Source organism: Ornithobacterium rhinotracheale DSM 15997 (assembly GCF_000265465.1).
Lineage (GTDB): Bacteria > Bacteroidota > Bacteroidia > Flavobacteriales > Weeksellaceae > Ornithobacterium > Ornithobacterium rhinotracheale.
The window spans coordinates 90,111-110,490 of the sequence record NC_018016.1; the positions used below are offsets into that span (position 1 = coordinate 90,111).

A 20,380-nucleotide genomic window follows, 5' to 3' on the forward strand; every position below is an offset into this window, starting at 1 on the left:
CAATTTTTAAAGGTAATTGTAAAATGAACACTATTAAAATTCGATTATTTTTAAAAATATGATTTATTTCATTGTAAAAAAACATAGGACGAATTAAATGTTTTCTTAATTTTACTGGAAAATATTTAAAAATTATGTCTAATAAAGAAAAATATGTGTATTCTTTCGGTGGAGGTAAAGCCGACGGAAACGAATCAATGAAGAACCTCCTTGGAGGGAAAGGTGCGAATTTAGCCGAAATGGCAGGAAATCCTAATTTAAAATTACCTGTTCCTCCAGGTTTCACAATCACCACAGAGGTATGTACCTATTATTATGATAACGACAAAAAATATCCAGCAGAGCTTGAACAGCAAATTTTAGATGCTCTAAAAAAAGTTGAAGAGCTAACTGGAAAAAAATTCGGCGCAAAAGAAAATCCATTATTATTATCAGTGCGTTCAGGTGCAAGACAATCAATGCCTGGTATGATGGATACAGTGCTTAACATCGGATTGAGCTTAGACAATATTCAAGGGCTAATCGATGCGTCAGGAGATGAGCGTTTCGCTTACGATGCATACCGTCGTTTAATTATGATGTATGCCGACGTAGTAATGGAAAAAGCAGGTGGTCTTGAGCCAGCTGAAGGTGTCGGAATCCGTAAATTAATGGATGAAGAGCTTGAAAAAGTAAAAAAAGAAAACAACTACAAAAACGATACAGAGCTTACAGTTCCTCAATTAAAAGAATTAGCTAAGCTTTACAAAGAGTTAATCAAAAAACACCACGGACTTGAATTCCCAGAAAATCCAATGGATCAATTGATGGGTGGTGTAGGAGCCGTGTTCCAAAGCTGGAATGGAAAAAGAGCTAAAGAATACCGCCGTATCGAGCGTATTCCAGATGATTGGGGTACTGCTGTGAATGTTCAAACCATGGTATTCGGTAACATGGGAGAAGGTAGCTGTACTGGTGTAGCCTTCACAAGAAACCCTGGTAATGGAGATAATCACTTCTATGGCGAATATTTGGTAAACGCTCAAGGAGAAGATGTGGTAGCTGGTATTAGAACTCCATCGCCTATCAACGAAACTTCTAAAAACGACCAAAGTAAAGATTTGGAAACTTTGGAATCTTTCATGCCAGAGCAGTACAAAGAATTAGACGAAATCCAAAGCCGTTTAGAAAAGCACTACAAAGACATGCAAGACATCGAGTTCACCATCGAAAACGGAAAACTCTATATGTTGCAATGTCGTGTAGGTAAAAGAAACGGTGTAGCTGCTGTGAAAATGGCAACCGATATGTACGAAGAAGGCTTAATCGATGCTCAAACAGCGATTATGCGTGTAAAACCAAACCAATTAGTAGAGTTGCTTCTTCCTATGATAGATCCAGAAGAAGAAAAAACACACAAGCCAATCGCTAAAGGTTTGCCAGCAGGTCCTGGAGGAGCCGTAGGTCGTGTAGTATTCACTTCAGACGATGCCGTTGCATGGGCTGCAAAAGGTGAAAAAGTAATCCTTGTGAGAGAGGAAACTTCTCCAGAAGATGTAGACGGAATGCACAAAGCAGAAGCCATCTTAACCTCTAAAGGAGGTATGACTTCTCACGCTGCACTTGTTGCCAGAGGTTGGGGTAAATGTTGTATCGTAGGTTGTGGAGACATCGAAATCCTAGAAAAAGAAAAATACTTTGTAGATAAAAACGGAAACAAAGTAAAAGAAGGAGAGATTATCAGCTTAAATGGAACCAAAGGTCTCGTGTACCAAGGGGAGTTAAAATTAAAAGATATAGACTTAAACGATAATAAAGCCTATTCTATTTTAATGAAACTGGTAGACGAAAACAAATCAATGGGCGTTCGCACCAATGCAGATACTCCAAAAGATGCAAAACAAGCCATGTTATTTGGAGCCGAAGGTATTGGATTATTCCGTACAGAGCACATGTTCTATGGCGAAGGTAGCGAAAAACCATTGTTCTTGCTTCGTAAAATGATCATGAGCGAAACTCAGGAAGATCGCAAAAAAGCATTAGACGAATTATCTGTTTTCGTAAAATCAGACATCAAGAAAACTCTAGAAGTAATGGAAGGTAAAGCGGTAACTATTCGCTTGTTAGACCCGCCATTGCACGAATTCGTTCCACACGACGAGAAGAAACTAGAAGCACTTAGCAAAGAGCTGAATGTGAGCATGGCAGACCTAGAACGCCGTATTTTAGGGTTAAAAGAAAACAACCCAATGCTTGGACACAGAGGGGTGCGTTTAGGAATCAGCTATCCAGAAGTTACCGAAATGCAAATGCGTGCGATTTTCGAAGCAGCACAAGAAATCATTAACGATGGAGGCGAAGCTCATCCAGAAATTATGATTCCTGTAACTTGTACTTACAAAGAGCTTGAAAACCAGAAAGCAATCTTTGATAGAGTAAACAAAGAAGTAGCAGAAAAATACGGAGTAGACAAAGTAGAATGCCTATTCGGTACCATGATCGAAATCCCAAGAGCTGCATTGCTTGCAGATAAAATGGCACAAGTGGCAGACTTCTTTAGCTTCGGAACCAATGACTTAACTCAAATGTCGTTCGGATTCAGTAGAGATGACATCGGCTCTTTCTTGCCTAAATATTTAGATCAAAAAATCTTACCAGAAGACCCATTCCAAACAATTGATACTGAAGGTGTAGGGCAATTGATCAAAACTGCAACCGAAAAAGGTAGACAGACCAAACCAAAATTAAAAGTAGGTATTTGTGGAGAACATGGTGGAGACCCAGACAGCGTAAAATTCTGTCAATCCATCGGGTTGAACTATGTGAGCTGTTCGCCTTATCGTGTACCAATCGCAAGATTAGCAGCAGCACAAGCTTATTTAGAGCAAAAAAATAAATAAAATTTAAATTTTCATTTGTAATCACTAAAGCTCTCCTTTCTAAATAGTTAGGGGAGTTTTTTTCATGTTTAAAAAATAAGTTTTTGTAATTTTTACAACATTAAATTTTTTAAAAAATATTTTTTGTTTTAATAAATATTTAATTACATTTGTAGTGATAATAAAATTATGAAGAAGAATCTTTTAAATAATAACAACTTTAATAATAATTCTTACCCATAGGTAGGAAAAGGTTGTCTATTGTTTAAAAATTACAAAGCTCCTTATCCTGCCTCGTGCGATAAGGAGCTTTTTTTGTTTAGTAAAAATAATAATTAAAAAATAGAAAATATGTGTGGAATTGTATGTGCTTTTGATATTAAACAAAGCACCGAGGAACTAAGACCTCAAGTATTAAAAATGGCTAAAAAACTTCGTCATCGTGGTCCAGATTGGAGTGGAATTTATAGCGACAAACACGCCATCATGGCGCATGAGCGTTTGGCGATTGTAGATCCTACTTCGGGCAAGCAACCCCTAATCAGTGCAGATGGCAGATATGTGCTTGCCGTAAATGGTGAAATCTACAACCACAGAGAAATCCGTGAACGCTACAAAGATTCGTATCAATTTCAAACCCAGTCGGATTGCGAGGTGATTCTGCCACTATTTGCAGACAAAGGTGCTGCGGGAATCGATGAACTAAACGGAATGTTTGCTTTTGCAATTTATGATACACAAACACAGGAGTTTATGGTAGCGCGCGACCATATGGGAATTGTGCCACTGTACATGGGATTTGACAAGCAAGGAACTTTTTATGTAGCTTCGGAATTAAAGGCACTAGAGGGGCATTGCAACTCAATCAAGGTGTTTTTGCCAGGGCATTACTACCACAGCAAAGAGAAAAAACTGCAAAAATGGTATTCTCGCGATTGGGAAAAATATTCGGCAGTGGAGCATAACAAGTCCGATATTGAGTTATTGAAAAAATCTTTGGAAGATGCAGTGCACCGCCAATTAATGTCTGATGTGCCTTATGGCGTATTGCTTTCAGGCGGATTAGATTCTTCGATTATTTCAGCATTGGCTAAAAAATTTGCGGCTAAACGCATTGAGTCTGATGACAAAGAACAAGCATGGTACCCGCAATTGCACTCATTTGCCGTAGGATTAGAAGGTTCTCCAGATTTGGCTGCGGCTCGCAAAGTTGCCGACCACATCGGGACAATTCATCACGAAATCAAATTCACGATTCAGGAAGGTTTAGACGCTGTGCGCGATGTGATTTATTATCTCGAAACTTATGACATTACCACCGTTCGTGCCTCTACTCCGATGTATCTTATGGCAAGAGTGATTAAGTCTATGGGAATCAAAATGGTGCTTTCGGGCGAAGGTTCAGACGAAATTTTTGGTGGCTATTTATATTTCCACAAAGCACCAAACGCCAGAGAGTTTCACGAAGAAAGCGTGCGCAAATTAGAAAACTTGTATAAATACGATTGTTTGCGTGCCAATAAATCTTTGATGGCATGGGGAATCGAAGGACGAGTGCCTTTTTTGGACAAAGAATTTTTGGATGTTGCTATGCGTATTAATCCAGAAGATAAAATGATTACGCCAGAAAAAATGGAAAAATGGATTTTGCGCAAAGCCTTTGAGGATTATTTACCAGCTGAGGTAGTATGGAGACAAAAAGAGCAATTTTCCGATGGAGTGGGCTACTCTTGGATCGATAAATTAAAAGAATTGGTAAACGCCAAAGTTTCAGACGAGGAGTTGAAAAATGCACATCACCGCTTCCCAGTGCAAACGCCTACTAGCAAGGAGGAGTATTACTATCGTAGCATTTTTGAAGAGCATTTCCCATCAGATGCAGCAGCACTCACTGTGCCATCTGTGCCATCGGTTGCATGTAGCACGCCTACAGCTCTGAAATGGGATAAATCCTTCCAAAACTTAAACGACCCAAGCGGTAGAGCCGTAGCAAAAGTGCATGCAGATGCTTATGTGAAATAGTGTTTTTCTGTATAAAAATTGAAATTAATTATTAAAATATTTATAATTTCATCAAAAGTTTTATCTTTACCGAAAAATTTATACCATGAAGAAAATACTTACTTTATCACTAGCAAGTTTATTGGCTTTTTCTTGTAGCAAGAAACAAGAAGCTGTGCCAATTTCTCCCGAAGCACCAGAAATCACAGCGGCTCCTAGCGATTCTGTTTCAGAAGGAGAATACACCTATCATCCTGAAACAACCAAGCTTACTTGGACTGCATACAAAACACCAGAAAAAGTAGGCGTAGAGGGAACTTTTACAGAATATGAATTAACAGATTATAAAACAGCTGCCATCAAAGAAGATGTTTTGAGCGGAGCTAAATTTAAAATCAATAGCTTGTCTGTAAACACGGGAGACAATTCAAGAGATAATTTGTTACGCACATTGTTTTTCGGAAGTATGACTTCGCCAGAGATCGAAGGTAGCTTTGGGCAATTCAACAACAGCGTGGTACCAGTTACTTTAAAACTAAACGACCATGAAATTACCAAAGATTTTAAATACACATTTTATTATAATAAAATTGTAATCACTGGAACCATCGATGTGTTGAAAGATTTCGATATTCAAAAAGGATTTGATTTATTACACAACGAGTGCAAACTCCTTCACCAAGACAAAACTTGGACAGATGTGAGCATCGAAGTTATCACAGAGTTATAGTTGAAAAGCAATTCTTAAAAAAAAGTAAAAGCCACCGCAACTGCGGTGGCTTTTCTCGTTATAAAAAAATCAAGCTATAATTATTTTTTGTTTAAAATATACTTATCTGCCAAGTCTCCCTCAATCACTTTTTGATCCGCATTAAGCTGAATCAATTTTCCTTCTTCCACTTTAAAATGGCTAATTTGGTCTGGCGCATTTTCTGGCGTAAGCGTCACGATGGTTCCATCGCTGTTCCAAGTATAAGTTCCTTTGTCGGTAAATTCGTTATTAATTTCTTTTCCTAAATACTCGGTCTCTTGCACAAAAGTATTATCAGGATTTAAGGTTAAAGTAATCTTCATTCCCTCGCAATCTGCACAAGGCTCTACACCTTCATACTCGCCAGCGTAATCTTTCACAGCAGGAGTAGCAACACTTTCAGTCACTTGCGTTTCATCCACTTTTTGATCTTTCTTTTGACATGCACTCAAAGCCAAAGAGGCAACAGCCATAGATAAAATAATTTTTTTCATGATTAAATTTTAATTTTTAATATTCCCAAAAACAAATTGAACGCCAAAGCAAATTAAACGATAATTAGCTTAAACATTCGAGGCTTAAATTTAAGCATATTTCTTTATTTTTAAAACATTTAGGGCGAAAAATGATAAGTAATTAATGCATAAAATTAATGATTTATTTCAGTTTAATATTCATTATTCAAAGAAATTGGTTATCTTTAGAAAAAATTTTAAATTAAAATTTAGGTTATGGCATTAACAAATTTATCTAAGCAATTCGCTTTAGGAATAGACATAGGAGGAACAAATACCAAATACGGATTGGTGAGCCAAAGAGGAGAAATTTTGGTAAAAGGATCATTGAAAACCAAAGATTATCCCGTGATTGAAGACTATATTCAAGCACTTTATGATGAAATTTACCCAATCATTCAAGAACATAAAAAAGACAGCGTTTTTGCAGGAATAGGCGTTGGTGCACCGAATGCTAATTACTTTAAAGGTACTATCGAAAACGCAACCAACCTTGCTTGGAAAGGAATTGTTCCATTTGCTTCGCTTATGGAAGAAAAATTCGACGCACCTTGTAGAATTACCAATGATGCCAACGCGGCAGCTATGGGAGAAATGATGTATGGCGCGGCTCGTGGTATGAAAGATTTTATCATGATCACATTAGGTACAGGTGTAGGTAGTGGAATCGTTTGTGGCGGACAATTAATCTATGGTCACGATGGTTTTGCGGGAGAATTGGGACACACCATTGTAAAACCAAACGGTAGAAAACACTGGGGCACAGGTATCGCAATTACTGCAAAGAAAATGCGTGCAGAATTTCCAGAATCTATGCTAAACCAATATAAAGAAGACGAAATCAATGCTAAAACTGTGCACGATTGTGCCGAAAAAGGCGACCCTGTTGCAATTGAAGTATTCCGCTATACAGGTCAGCGTTTGGGAGAAGCATTGGCAAACTTCGTAATGTTCTCATCTCCAGAAGCTATTTTGCTTTTCGGTGGAGTTGTGAAAGCTGGGGATTTCTTGCTAAAACCTGCTAGATTACACATGGAGCGCAACTTATTGCCAGGATTTAGAGGCAAAGTAAAACTCGTTGTGAGTGAGCTTGACGAAGCCGATGCAGCAATTTTAGGAGCAAGTGCACTTGTTTGGGCATAAGAAAAAAGCTTAATATTGAATAATTAAATGTAGCGCATTATTTTTTAAAACTAAAAGTAATGCGCTATTTTTGTGCTTATGAACGAAATCACCGCCATAGTAGAAAGTGGCTCAACCAAGTCTGATTGGATTTTGCTAAACGCTGAAAGCCAAATCGTTTTGAGGACGCAGAGCATTGGACTTAATCCTTTATTTATTCAATCGGAAGGAATAGAAAAAGCACTTGCTCAAAATTCGGAATTAGGCATATTTTCGGATCAAATCACTCAAATTTATTTTTACGGTGCGGGCGTGCGAACAGAATCTTTAAAAAAGGAAATAAAAAATGGGATTTTGGCACATTTTCCTCATGCCGAAATCAGTATTGAGTCGGATTTAATGGCGGCATGTTTGGCGGCTTATCGCAGAGAGCCATGTTTGGTTGCGATTTTGGGCACGGGCTCCAACGCTTGTTTTTTCGATGGCGAAAAGATTTGGCAAGAGACGCCATCTTTAGGTTTTATTCTAGGCGACGAAGGCTCGGGCAATCACATCGGGAGAAACTTAATTCGTGATTATTTTTCTAAAAAAATGCCGAAAAATCTTGATGAGAAATTTTATCAAAAATATCATTTAAACAAAGATGAATTGCTGATGAAAGTTTATAAATCAGCACACCCAAATACATTTTTGGCAAGTCTTAATGAATTTGCCAATGAGCATAGCCACGAAGTCTACATTCAGCAATTGATTGAAAAATGCCTAACGGAATTTGTGGAATATCAGATTTTGCCCTATGCGCAAAAAAATGATTTTAAGCTAAATTTCATTGGTTCAATCGCTCATACGCACCGCAAAATTTTGGAAATCGTGTGCGATAAGTTTTATTTAAAATTGGGGAAAATCATTCAAAAACCCGTAGATGATTTGGTAGCTTATCATATTCAACATAGGAAAAAATAGATATGAAAAAACTTTTTACACTCGTTATTTTATTTAATTTAGCTTTTTTGCAAGCGCAAAAAAATGAAAAGTTGTTCGACATTGTTCCTTTGGGCAAGGATTCCACTTTTATAAGTTTAGAAAAATATTTCCCCAATGTGCGCGAAACGGCTTATCGTGTAACGCATGTCCCAGATGGGATTTTGCTACGCGTGTACACAGATTATGAGCTGATTATGTACGGAAAACAAAAAGACCCGATGGACTATTTAGGAATTTCTATCAATTTTGCCAATCGCATGATTCCTACAAAACAGTATAACGCAGAGAAAAAATCAGAAGATTTGCAAATGATGCCCATTGCTTACGACGCGAGCAAAAAAGCCCTTCAATTATACTTGCCCGAGGGAGCAAAAGTTTTGGCATCTGTAAATAATGTACCAATTTTGGCTAAAGATATTTTTTATAAAAGAAACAATGAGGCGGAAATCACTTTGCCTAATTACACGCGTGGCGTAGCAAAATCTCAGTTAAGGCTGATTGGTTTCGGGGAAAATGGCGAGACCAAGGTGCTTTTAATCCCCTTGATTTTTGGTGTGCCAGACTTGGTGGGCGATGGGAAATTGTAATAAAAACAATATAGCTAAATTATATCATATTTTATGGTTTACTTGGGTGAATAATTTTTTTTACTTTTGCCTGCTCTAAATAACAATGAAATAAAATTTTATGGCATCACCCGATTTGATTTCAGCCACGGAGTTGTTTGCAGATTTAAGTGCAACGCTCATAAAAAGTGGTGCGAATACCAACCGAGCGCTAAGAAATGTAAAGCGAATTGCAGCACATTTCAATTACGATTGTCAGATTTTTCACTCGTATTCTGGTGTGGTACTCACCGTTCAAGATTTAAAAACCAAAGAAAAATTCAGCGAATTTATCAGCATTCCTGCGCATGGGATTAATTTCAACGCAGTTTCGGACATCAGTATCCTTTCTTGGAATGTGATAGAGGAGGGCTTGAACTTAGAACAAATAAAACATCAATTAGAAGAAATTAAATCTAAACCTCACTACCCTAAATACATGACTTGGTCATTTGTGAGCTTGGCAGGTGCGGCATTGTGTAGAATTTTTGATGGAGATTACCTGCAATTCATTGCCGTATTTGTAGCAACTTTTGCAGGATTATACGCTCGCTCGTTGGTTTTGGAACGTAAATTCAATGTATATATTTGCTGGTTTGTAGGAGCCTTTGCGTCGGTTTCCACCGTGGGGATTTTCAACATGTTTAATGTTCCTATGAGTGCGGCATTCACCACTTGTGTGCTTTGGATGATCCCTGGAGTTCCGCTCATCAACGGATTGATTGATGTGCTCTCAGGGCACTTGATTTCTGGTTTTGCCAAGTATGTGCATGCCATGATTTTGATTTTTATGATTGCAGTAGGTTATTTCTTATCACTAACACTTTTTCACAATGGAGGTTTTTAATGTTTTAATAGATTTATCAGAAAAAATATTCTGGGCAATGTGGGTAGCCGTGGGATTTGCTATGTTGTTCAACACCCCACGCCGTGCCATGTTTGCCACCGCAATTTTGGGAGGAATAGGTTTTACAATCAAATTTGTATTGCTTAAAACTTTAATGCCTAATCAATTAGTAGTAACCTCGTTTTTAGGAGCATTTACAGTAGGAATGCTCGGCGTGTATTGTGCGCACTTGGTGCATACACCACCTGTGGTGTTTACAATTCCTGCCGTAATCAATATGATTCCAGGTAAATTTGGATACCAATTTATGATGGGCTTAATTAAATTAGTAACCGAGGAGGATAAGCAAAACATTCAGCCTCATGACTTTATGGAAACCTTTAGCAACGGATTGCTCACCACATTTATTGTGATGGCACTAGCATTTGGAATTGTAGCCCCAGTGTTATTGTTTAATACAAAAACGGTGAAAAACAAGAATTTAAATAAAGTAATTAAAGAAAAAGTGCTGAAAAGATAATTTTTTTAATGATTGAATATTTAAAATAGTCGCTAAGATTGAAAGATTTTAGCGATTATTTTTTTAGGATTAAAGCTCGCAGAAATTTACTATTTTTGCTACAATTAAGTTTTGAACACCACGCCAGAAAACATATTACAGAAATATTGGGGGTATTCCGAATTCCGTGCACCACAGAAAGAAATCATAGAAAGTATTTTGGCAGGAAAAGATACCTTTGCGCTGCTTCCCACGGGAGGCGGAAAATCGCTCTGTTTCCAAATTCCAGCCTTGATGATGGAGGGCGTTTGTGTAGTGATTTCGCCACTTGTGGCTTTGATGAAAGATCAGGTACAGAGTTTAAAGAAAAAAGGCATAAAAGCCGAATTTCTCACATCTGAAAACACAGAACAAAGTCCGCAAGTTTTGATGGATAATGTGCGATACGGAGGAGTGAAACTGCTCTATATTTCTCCAGAGCGAATGGCACAAACTAGTTTTAAGAGCTTTCTTGAAAATTTAAAAATATCCTATTTTGCCATAGATGAGGCACATTGCATTTCGGAATGGGGGCACGACTTCCGTCCGTCTTATTTGGCTTTAAAAGAGCTTAAAAACGAATTTCCCGACAAGCCTATTTTGGCACTCACAGCCACGGCAACGCCACATATTCAAAACGAGATTTTAAAGCAATTGCAAATCCAAAATGCAACCGTTTTTAAAAAATCATTACAAAGAAAAAATTTAGCCTACCGAATCCATCAAAGTACCGATAAGCTCGATGATTTGGTGTATTATTTAAAAAAATACCCTGGCAGTAGCATTGTGTTTTGCAAAAGCAGAAAGCAAACTTATGACATTGCGAAATTCTTAAAAGAAAAGAAGTTTAATGCCACTTATTTCCATGCGCGATTGTCCAAAGAAGATAAAAATTCACGACAAAAACGATTTATCGAGAGCAATGATTTAGTCTTAGTTTCGACCAACGCTTTTGGTATGGGAATCGATAAGCCCGATGTGCGTTTAGTTGTGCATTACAATGCACCAAGCACAATAGAATCCTACTTTCAAGAAGTGGGGCGCGGTGGACGAGATGGCAAACTGTCTCACGGGATTTTGCTATATCACGAGGAGGATAAGAAAAAAGCCATAAAGCAGTTTAAAGCAGCTTTGCCGAGCAAAGAAGAGTTTTTAATAATGATAAGGAAACTCTACTCGTATTATCAAATAGCCGAAGGTGAGTTGCGAGAGGGGCAGCATGCTTTTTCTGAAAAGAAAATTATCAAAACTTTTAAATTTTATAAACCTAAATTCAAATCGGTGATTTCCTTTTTGGAGATGAAAAATAGCATCAAAATCCATGACTCGCAACGACAAAGCTTAGTTAAAATCAATGAGGATAATTATGAAATAAAAGAAGGAGAATCGCTCCCAGATCGCTTGCTAGACTACATTGCAAGACACTACGGTGGCGTGTTCTCGGATCCCAAACCCATCGATGAGTATATACTTTCTCGCAAGTTGGACACGAGTACTTCTGCAATAAAAGAAGCACTCCAAAAACTGAATCAGCAAGGAAAGATTTATTATAGAAATGCTGCCATTAAAAAGATTTCGTTTTTAACGCAACGAGATGATAATTTAGTGCAAAATCGATATTGGAAAGAATTTTACGATCTTCAATTATTAAAATGGAAAAGACTAAACGATGTTTATTTCTTTATCGAGGATTCATCGTATTGCAAGAGCCAACTACTGCTTAAATATTTTGGAGAAAAACCAAAAGAAAAATGCGGAATTTGCAATATTTGCAATCCCTATGAGGGAACACAAAATATTACCGAAAAAGAGATTTTTGCCTATTTAAGCGAAAATCCAAAAACACAAGATGAGATTTTGTTTCATTTCATTAAAGCTGATGCACAGCGTGTGCTGGATTTGTTGCAAAACTTAATCGACGAAGAAAAAATACAATTTACATTACCTAATTATTATTCGATATGCAAAGCAAATTAAAAGTAGTATTTATGGGCACGCCAGATTTTGCGGTTCATATTTTAGATAAAATCCACCAAGCAGGCTACCCAATCGTAGGAGTGGTGTCTACTCCAGACAAGCCCGCTGGTCGTGGGCAAAAAATGCACAGTTCTGCCGTAACACAATATGCCAAGGAACATAATTTGTTTTTGATGCAGCCCCCCAAGCTTAAGGCCAAAAGTTTTGTAGAAACTTTGGAATCGCTACAAGCCGATGTGTTTGTAGTCGTGGCATTTAGAATGTTGCCTAAAATCATTTGGAACATGCCGAGCAAGGGAACTTTTAATCTGCACGCTTCGCTTTTGCCACAATATCGAGGTGCCGCTCCTATAAATTGGGCAATCATCAATGGCGAAGAAAAATCAGGAGTTACCACTTTTTTCTTGGACGAAAAAACCGATACAGGAAATATTATTTACCAGCAAGAAGTAGATATTTTGCCCGATGAAACGGCGGGAGAATTGCACGATAAATTAATGTATGCAGGGGGAGATTTGGTACTAAAAACACTGGAGGGAATTTCGGAAAATGCAATCAACCCAACACCACAGAATCATAGCCAAGCCTTGAAAAATGCTCCTAAATTGTTTAAAGAAAATACCCAGATTAATTGGAGCGATTCTTTAGAAAATATTTACAATTTTGTAAGAGGGCTCAATCCTTATCCTGCGGCATGGACTCAAATTTCATTAAATGGTGAAACTAAATTATTAAAGGTTTTTAAAATTGAAATAGAAAAAACAAATCATTCATACCAAAGCGGACAACTTGTTGAAAAAAATAAAAGAATCGGCGTAGCCCATCACGATGGGTGGGTGTGGTTAGAGGAAGTACAAATGCAAGGAAAACGCCGTATGAATATCGTGGATTTTGCCAATGGAATCAATTTAGGAGAGGATTCTCACATTTCATTCAGTTAAAAATGGTTAAAAGTAGTTAATTTCAATGTGATGGGGTGCAATTTTCTAGGTCAAAAACTTGCATAAACCCTTATAAATATTAAATTTGCTAGCATAATAACTTAAAAGTAAGATTATGAACAAAACAGAATTAGTAGATGCTATGGCAGCTGATGCTGGCATCACAAAAGCTCAAGCAAAAGCAGCATTAGATTCTTTTACAGAAAATGTATCAAAAGCTTTAGCAAAAAAACAAAAAGTAGCACTTGTAGGTTTCGGAACTTTTTCTACTTCTGAAAGAAGTGCAAGAGAAGGTATCAACCCTCAAACTAAAAAGAAAATCAAAATTGCTGCTAAAACTGTAGCTAAGTTCAAACCAGGAGCTCAATTATCAGAAGCGGTGAATAAATAATCTATTCTCTGGTTTTATTATTAAAGCTAAATTAGCGCTATGATTCATGGCGCTAATTTTTTATCAAAAAATAAAATACTATGGAAAATTCTAACACAAAAACTGAAAAAAAGGTAATTATTATTAAAGAAAGAAAAAGTGTAGGACTCAGCCTTTTATTGACTTTTTTCTTTGGCCCGCTCGGAATGCTTTATTCTACAATATCAGGAGCTATCATTATGTTAATTATTTCAATCGTTTTGTCTGTAATTACCTTGGGTTCTTCATTATTTTTAACATGGCCAATTTGTATGATTTGGGGGGCAATGGCAGCAAAATCATATAATAAAGATCTCCTTATAGAAGATTAAAAATCTTTTTTTTGCCACATTGTTGATTTTGTAAATGTTGAAAAATCAATATTTTAATCATTTTTGGATTAAACATAAAGTCCAGAAAATCATACGCTATGAGTATTGGTCAGTATGGATATTTTATGCCGCCTTTGTGCCTGCGTATTTCTGGTTTAGTTTAAAAAATCGAGATTTGCTCTACTTTTGCAAAACCAATCCCAGTTTGAAAAATGGAGGATTTTTCGGCTATTCTAAAAGCCAAATTCAACGATACATTCCGCAAGAATTTAGAGCTAAAGAACAAATTATCGATCAAGACAAAAAACTTACTTTAACCAAATTTCCCATGATTGCTAAACCCGATGTAGGCGAGCGGGGAAAGGGAGTTATTCGTTTGAATAATCAATCGGAATTAAATGATTTTTTAGCTCAATTAAATGAGAATCAAAAAATTATTTTACAGGAATACATTGATTTACCCAAAGAGTTTGGTGTATTTTATTGCAAATATCCCAAAGATGAACATGGGCAAATTTTAGGCATCACAGGAAAGGAATTTTTGACATTTCATGGCAATGGCAAGCAAACTTTGCGCGAATTTATACAACAAAACGAGCGTGCATTTTTTAGAAAAAAATATTTAGAAAATAAATTTTCGGCAATTTTAGACAAAGTTTTGCCCAAAGGCAAAACGATTTTGCTAGAACCTATTGGAAATCACAATCGAGGCACGCGTTTTTTTGATGCCTCTCATTTGGCAACGCAAGAACTTTTAACCCAAATAGAAAAAGTAATTCGCCAAATTCCGCAATATTCTTATGGCAGATTAGATGTAAAGGCTGAAAGTGATGAGGCTTTATCACAAGGGAACTTCAAAGTTATAGAAGTAAATGGCGTGAACTCTGAGCCTACGCATATTTACGATAAAAATTATTCATTATTAAAGGCTTATCGCGAAGTTTACAAAACTCTGAATCATCAATCCAATATTGCCAGACAATGGGCAGAAAAGGGAGCGAAATCGCCTAAAATCCCAGATTTTTTATTAGCTTTGAAGGCTCATTTATTTTCATAATTAAAACATGAAAAATTTAGATTTTCCTGCCAAAGCAGAACAGCTTTTGGCGAAAAGAATCGAAGAAAATAATTTTAGAAGCCTTTCGGTATTTGATGCAAATAATGCCGATTTTTTTTCCAACGACTATCTCGGAATCGCTCGAGAATTGCAAAAAATCCAAATTTCGCACCATCATGCAGGAAGTACAGGGTCGCGATTGATTTCTGGAAATAGTGCTTATTATGAGAAAGTTGAACGCTATTTAGCGGATTTTTACGATGCAGAAAAAGCCTTGCTTTTCAATAGCGGATACAATGCCAATCTGGCGGTTCTTTCGGCAATACCACAAAGGGGCGATTTTATTTTGTATGATGAATTATCGCACGCTTCGCTTCGCGATGGCATACGATTGAGCAATGCCAAATCTTTTAAATTTAAACATAACGATACGAGTGATTTAGCTCAAAAAATAGAAAAATGTTCAGGCGAAATTTTTGTGGTGCTCGAGAGCGTCTATAGCATGGACGGAGATGAAGTTTCCAGTGAAATTTTAGAGCTTTGCCAAAAGAAAAATTGCTACATCATTTTGGACGAAGCGCACGGAACGGGCGTGGTAGGTAAACAAAAAAAAGGGATTTTTGAGGATTTTGAGCAAGAGATTTTTGCACGCGTTCACACCTTTGGCAAGGCACTCGGCACGCATGGAGCTTGCGTAGTGGGCAGCCAAAAATTGCATCAATTTTTAGTGAATTTTGCGCGTCCATTTATTTATACCACAGCAATGAGCGAGGCAGAAGTAGAAGTGATTTTTCAAGCACATGAAATCCTTAAAAAATCGAATTTAGCACAAGAAAAATTGACTCAAAATATAGCATACTTTAAACAAAAAATTAAAGAAAATCAGTTGAATTTCTTGGATTCCCAAACGCCGATTCAGGCTTATTTAAACAATCAAATGATTTTAAAAAATAAATGCGAAGAGTTAAGTAAAAAAAATATTTCAGTAAAAAGTATTCTGTCTCCCACAGTACCAGTTTCGCAAGAACGCATAAGGATTACCTTACATAGTTTCAATACTTTTAGCGAGATAGATGAATTATTGAAAGTAATACTTTAATTATAAAATATAAATTTAACCGAAAACTAAAATTTCAATTTCATTAAAAAAATGATGAAAAAACTTTAATAGTTTTAATAAAAGTCGTACTTTTATACAATTATAAGTTAGATAAACATGGAAATGAAACGCTTATTTGATATACTTGACTACCAAGCAAAAAATCACAACCTAGAAAGAGCCTTGGTTAATGTGTTGCCTGGTAAGAAATTAAAAGCATATTCAACGCAAGATTACATACATTTATCGGATAAAGTGAGCCGAGGCTTGCTCAAATACGGGGTGAAGCCTGGTGACAAAATTGCCATTATCGTAAATAATAACTGTGCCGAATGGAACATTATCGAAATGGGAATTGAAAAAGTAGGTGCGATTAGCGTGCCGATTTATTCCTCGATTTCGCCACAGGAAAACGAATTTATTTTCAACCAAGCTGGTGTGAAATTATGCTTTGTTTCGCACAAAGATTTATACAATAAAATAGCTAGTATTCAGAAAAATACGCCATCTCTTGAAGAGGTTTTCTGTATAAATGATGAGGAAAATTTACCAAACTGGAAAGAAATTTTGGAGCTGGGAGAAGACGAAAGCCTGCAACCCGAAATTGAAAAGATTAAAGAGAAAATCCAGCCAGATGATTTGGTAACAATTATTTACACCTCAGGAACCACAGGAAGCCCCAAAGGCGTAATGTTGTCGCATAAAAACTTATTATCCAATGCGATAGACTGCCAAGAGCGTATTCCAGAAGTGGGCGAAAATGCTCGTGCATTGAGCTTCTTGCCTGTGTGCCATGTGTTTGAAAGAACTTTACTTAATTTATATCAAATCAAGGGATTAAGCATTTATTTCGCCCAAAATTTAGATACCATTGGAGAGGATTTAAAATTCGTTCAGCCGCAAATCATGACAGTGGTGCCTCGTTTGGTGGAAAAGGTGTTTAATAAAATTTATGAAACGGGAGCCAATGCAGGTCCTGTGAAATCAAAAATCTTTAAATGGTCGCTGGATTTAATCAAGGATTACGACCCGAAAGTGAAAATGCCACTCAATTGGTACCTTAAATATAAGGTTGCCAATAAATTGATTTTCAGCAAATGGAGAGAAGGAATGGGGGGCAAGATGGTAACGCTTGTTTCGGGAAGTGCCAAATTATCTGAAAAATTAAATCGTATGTTCTGGGCAGCAGGAATTCCGATTTTAGAAGGCTATGGCTTAACCGAGACTTCTCCTGTGATTTCGGTGAATTGTTTTGATAGAAAGGGATTTAAAATCGGAACCGTAGGAAAGATTGTAAAAAATATTGATGTGAAAATTGCCGATGACGGCGAAGTGCTCGTGAAAGGACCTTGCGTGTTCCAAGGATATTACGAAAATCCCGAACTTACTAAAGAAGCCTTTACCGAAGATGGCTGGTTTAAAACAGGAGATATCGGTGAATTTGATGAAGGATTGTTAAAACTTACCGACCGCAAAAAGCAAATTTTCAAAACCAGTGGAGGGAAATACATCGTGCCAGCAGCCTTGGAAGATGCAATGAAACGCATTCCGTTTATCGAGCAAATTATGGTTGTGGGAGAAGGTAAAAAAATGCCTTGTGCTTTGATTCAGCCCAATTATGATTTTTCAATTAAATGGGCGGAGAAAAATGGTGTGGAAATAGGAACTACTCCTGCAGAAATTGCTAAAAGCGAAGCGATTTATAAAGAAATAGAAAAAGCAATGGCAGAAATTAATCAAGAATTTGGACGATGGGAGCAAATCAAAAGATTTAGACTCACACCAGAAGAATGGACGATTGAAAACGGCTGCTTAACGCCTACTTTAAAATATAAACGCAAAAATACAATCGAAAAATTTAAAAATTTATTCGATGAAATGTACGAAGCCTAAATTGGTGGCGCTCTCGGGCGCGGGGATTTCGCAAGAAAGCGGAATTCAAACTTTTAGAGCAAGCGATGGCTTGTGGGAAAATCATCGTGTAGAAGAAGTTGCTACGCCCGAAGGTTTTGCTGTAAATCCAGAGTTGGTACTCAATTTTTACAATGCACGACGCCGGCAGCTATCGGAAGTTTTGCCCAACGATGCACATAAATTCTTTGCCGATTTAGAAAAGCAATACGATGTAGAAATTGTGACGCAAAATGTAGATGACCTGCACGAGAGAGCAGGTTCATCTAAAGTTTTGCACCTGCACGGCGAGTTGAAAAAGGGAAGAAGCGTGTATGATGAAAATCTCATTTTCCCATTTGAGGGTGATATGACTTTAGAAGACAGAGCTCCGAATGGCGATCCCGTTCGTCCACACATTGTATGGTTTGGCGAGGCGGTTCCAGCATTAAATGATGCCATTGCCCTCGCCGAGCAGGCAGATGTTTTTGTGGTCATTGGCACCTCAATGCAGGTGTATCCTGCGGCATCTTTGGTAGATTTCTTAAAACCAGAATGTCAACTTTTTGTGATAGATCCGTCTGAAATTACACTCTATTGCCGACATCCATATACGCATATTCAAGAAAAAGCCTGTGCTGGAGTGAAAAAATTAGCCAAAAAACTAATTTAAACTAAATTTTACCGAAAAAATACTTTAGATATTCTACAATTTCATACATTTGTAGAATATTTTTTTATACATTTAATTCAAGTAAGAATGAAACATATACAAGACCTTAGTTTTACGGCAGAAGATTTGCTTCAAATGGCAAAAGAATTTGGTACTCCACTTTATGTGTACGATGCCGAAAAAATGAAAACACAATATGAAAGATTAAAAAACTCATTTTCGGGAGTTGAAAAATTAAAGCTAAATTACGCTTGTAAGGCAAATACAAATTTGAATATTTTGCGTCTTTTTCAAAAGTTGGGTAGTGGGCTAGATACTGTTTCAATCCAAGAAGTTCAGCTTGGTCTTATGGCAGGATTTGAGCCAAAAGATATTATATTCACGCCCAATGGTGTTTCTTTTGAGGAAATAAAAGAAGCCGTAGAGTTAGGCGTAAAAATTAATATAGATAATTTAAGTATTCTTGAGCAATTTGGTCATGAAATGCCAGATTACCCCGTTTGTATTCGTTTAAATCCACATATCTTGGCAGGTGGAAATAGTAACATTTCGGTGGGGCATATTGATTCTAAATTCGGAATTTCGATATATCAGTTGCCACATATTTTGCGCGTGGTAGAAAATACCCATTTAAAAGTAAATGGACTGCATATGCACACAGGGTCTGACATCTTGGATGTAGATGTATTCTTAAACGGAGCTGAGCTTTTATTCAATGCAGCAAAAGATTTCAAAGATTTGGAATATTTAGATTTTGGTAGCGGATTTAAAGTGCGATACTACGAAGGTAGTGCCGAAACCGATATTGAATACCTTGGAGAGAAAATCAGCGAAAGATTTAATGCATTTTGTGAGGAAAATGGCAAGGATCTGATGTTGATGTTTGAGCCAGGGAAGTTCTTGGTGAGCGAATCTGGAGTGTTCTTGGCAGAAGTAAATGTGGTGAAACAAACGACTTCTACCGTTTTTGCAAGTGTAAATAGTGGATTTAATCAATTGATCCGTCCTATGTTCTATAATGCACATCACGAAATCGAGAATATTTCGCACCCAGAAGGTCGCCCGAGATACTATACCGTGGTGGGATACATCTGCGAAACCGATACTTTTGGCGCAAATCGCAAGCTAAATGAAGTGCGAGAAAAAGATATTTTATGTTTTTACAATGCAGGGGCCTATTGTTTTTCGATGGCTTCAAACTACAATTCTAGGTTGAAACCTACTGAAATTCTGTGGATTAACGGAGAGGCTAAACTGATAAGAGAAAGAGAGAATCTGGAAGATTTAATAAAAACCACAAAAAATATTGAAATTTAATTTGCGAGATTAAAAATTTGTTTCTATATTTGCAACCGCAAAGAAAAACAAATAAGGCGTTTTTCAAACGCATTCGGAGAGATGGCAGAGTGGTCGAATGCGGCGGTCTTGAAAACCGTTGAGGGTAACACCTCCGGGGGTTCGAATCCCTCTCTCTCCGCTAAAATCCCTGTAAGTGATTCACTTGCAGGGATTTACTTTTTTAGGTGCTAAAATAGGTGCTAATTTAAGAAGATCGATTACTTGATTTGTTATTGGTGATTCGTAAATAATGTATTTGTAATCGCCACCCCTTCCCTTCGTTACTAGTTAAGCTGAAGGATAATGTAATTTAATTATTATTCAGCTATTAATTTATTTCAGTTTTGATACTTTTCATTCTATTATATCACGTATTTCATTGCTCAAAAAACATTTCTTGGCTTTCTAAGTTGAAGTCCATGTGAATTTTTTAATATTTTTAA

At 36.9% G+C, this 20,380-nt stretch carries 18 protein-coding genes and 1 tRNA gene; 18 read left to right on the top strand and 1 reads right to left on the bottom strand.

The window, feature by feature from the left end:
* Nucleotides 1-134: 134 nt before the first annotated feature.
* From ppdK to ORNRH_RS00460, 3 genes are all read left to right on the top strand, one after another.
* Nucleotides 135-2,879, top strand: a complete 2,745-nt coding sequence (gene ppdK / locus ORNRH_RS00450) for a pyruvate, phosphate dikinase (RefSeq protein ID WP_014789950.1) — start codon at nucleotides 135-137, stop codon at nucleotides 2,877-2,879.
* A gap of 330 nt (nucleotides 2,880-3,209) precedes the next feature.
* Nucleotides 3,210-4,880 (top strand): asparagine synthase B, encoded by a 1,671-nt coding sequence (gene asnB / locus ORNRH_RS00455; RefSeq protein ID WP_014789951.1) that lies wholly within the window; start codon nucleotides 3,210-3,212, stop codon nucleotides 4,878-4,880.
* Nucleotides 4,881-4,965: 85 nt separating this feature from the next.
* Nucleotides 4,966-5,589, top strand: a complete 624-nt coding sequence (locus tag ORNRH_RS00460; RefSeq protein WP_014789952.1) for a YceI family protein — start codon at nucleotides 4,966-4,968, stop codon at nucleotides 5,587-5,589.
* Between the two features lie 80 nt (nucleotides 5,590-5,669).
* Here ORNRH_RS00460 and ORNRH_RS00465 read toward each other — a convergent pair whose 3' ends face one another.
* Entirely contained in the window at nucleotides 5,670-6,104 is a 435-nt protein-coding gene (locus ORNRH_RS00465; protein WP_014789953.1) for a copper resistance protein NlpE, read from the bottom strand.
* Between the two features lie 237 nt (nucleotides 6,105-6,341).
* Between ORNRH_RS00465 and ORNRH_RS00470 the strand changes: the two genes are divergently transcribed.
* The 15 genes from ORNRH_RS00470 to ORNRH_RS00540 all read left to right on the top strand — a co-directional run bounded on the left by ORNRH_RS00470 (nucleotide 6,342) and on the right by ORNRH_RS00540 (nucleotide 20,076).
* Nucleotides 6,342-7,268, top strand: coding sequence for an ROK family protein (locus tag ORNRH_RS00470; protein ID WP_014789954.1), 927 nt, complete (start codon nucleotides 6,342-6,344; stop codon nucleotides 7,266-7,268).
* 78 nt (nucleotides 7,269-7,346) lie between these two features.
* The gene (locus ORNRH_RS00475; RefSeq protein ID WP_014789955.1) at nucleotides 7,347-8,210 is read left to right on the top strand and encodes a BadF/BadG/BcrA/BcrD ATPase family protein; all 864 of its coding nucleotides are present in this window, start codon (nucleotides 7,347-7,349) and stop codon (nucleotides 8,208-8,210) included.
* Between the two features lie 2 nt (nucleotides 8,211-8,212).
* Nucleotides 8,213-8,818 carry a hypothetical protein gene (locus tag ORNRH_RS00480; RefSeq protein WP_014789956.1) on the top strand — a complete coding sequence of 202 codons (606 nt, stop codon included), beginning with the start codon at nucleotides 8,213-8,215 and terminating at the stop codon, nucleotides 8,816-8,818.
* A 100-nt stretch (nucleotides 8,819-8,918) separates the two neighbouring features.
* Nucleotides 8,919-9,683, top strand: coding sequence for a threonine/serine exporter family protein (locus ORNRH_RS00485; RefSeq protein ID WP_014789957.1), 765 nt, complete (start codon nucleotides 8,919-8,921; stop codon nucleotides 9,681-9,683).
* Entirely contained in the window at nucleotides 9,670-10,203 is a 534-nt protein-coding gene (locus ORNRH_RS00490) for a threonine/serine exporter family protein (protein ID WP_014789958.1), read from the top strand. The genes ORNRH_RS00485 and ORNRH_RS00490 overlap by 14 nt, the downstream gene beginning before the upstream one ends.
* 111 nt (nucleotides 10,204-10,314) lie before the next feature.
* Nucleotides 10,315-12,198: a RecQ family ATP-dependent DNA helicase gene (locus ORNRH_RS00495; RefSeq protein ID WP_014789959.1), complete on the top strand. Its 1,884-nt coding sequence runs from the start codon at nucleotides 10,315-10,317 to the stop codon at nucleotides 12,196-12,198.
* On the top strand, nucleotides 12,183-13,139 hold the full coding sequence (gene fmt / locus ORNRH_RS00500) for a methionyl-tRNA formyltransferase (protein ID WP_014789960.1): 957 nt from the start codon (nucleotides 12,183-12,185) through the stop codon (nucleotides 13,137-13,139). The genes ORNRH_RS00495 and fmt overlap by 16 nt, the downstream gene beginning before the upstream one ends.
* A gap of 115 nt (nucleotides 13,140-13,254) precedes the next feature.
* Entirely contained in the window at nucleotides 13,255-13,530 is a 276-nt protein-coding gene (locus tag ORNRH_RS00505; protein WP_014789961.1) for an HU family DNA-binding protein, read from the top strand.
* Nucleotides 13,531-13,610: 80 nt separating this feature from the next.
* The gene (locus tag ORNRH_RS00510; RefSeq protein ID WP_014789962.1) at nucleotides 13,611-13,880 is read left to right on the top strand and encodes a hypothetical protein; all 270 of its coding nucleotides are present in this window, start codon (nucleotides 13,611-13,613) and stop codon (nucleotides 13,878-13,880) included.
* A gap of 34 nt (nucleotides 13,881-13,914) precedes the next feature.
* The gene (locus tag ORNRH_RS00515; RefSeq protein WP_014789963.1) at nucleotides 13,915-14,937 is read left to right on the top strand and encodes a RimK-like protein; all 1,023 of its coding nucleotides are present in this window, start codon (nucleotides 13,915-13,917) and stop codon (nucleotides 14,935-14,937) included.
* Between the two features lie 7 nt (nucleotides 14,938-14,944).
* Nucleotides 14,945-16,036, top strand: a complete 1,092-nt coding sequence (locus ORNRH_RS00520; RefSeq protein ID WP_014789964.1) for an aminotransferase class I/II-fold pyridoxal phosphate-dependent enzyme — start codon at nucleotides 14,945-14,947, stop codon at nucleotides 16,034-16,036.
* Between the two features lie 117 nt (nucleotides 16,037-16,153).
* A complete protein-coding gene (locus ORNRH_RS00525; RefSeq protein ID WP_014789965.1) occupies nucleotides 16,154-17,929 on the top strand; it encodes an AMP-dependent synthetase/ligase in 1,776 nt (591 codons plus the stop codon).
* Complete coding sequence (locus ORNRH_RS00530) at nucleotides 17,910-18,599, top strand: Sir2 family NAD-dependent protein deacetylase (RefSeq protein WP_014789966.1); 690 nt, start codon at nucleotides 17,910-17,912, stop codon at nucleotides 18,597-18,599. The genes ORNRH_RS00525 and ORNRH_RS00530 overlap by 20 nt, the downstream gene beginning before the upstream one ends.
* Before the next feature lie 87 nt (nucleotides 18,600-18,686).
* A complete protein-coding gene (lysA, locus tag ORNRH_RS00535) occupies nucleotides 18,687-19,916 on the top strand; it encodes a diaminopimelate decarboxylase (protein WP_014789967.1) in 1,230 nt (409 codons plus the stop codon).
* 75 nt (nucleotides 19,917-19,991) lie between these two features.
* A tRNA-Ser gene (locus ORNRH_RS00540) sits at nucleotides 19,992-20,076 on the top strand.
* Nucleotides 20,077-20,380 lie beyond the last annotated feature (304 nt).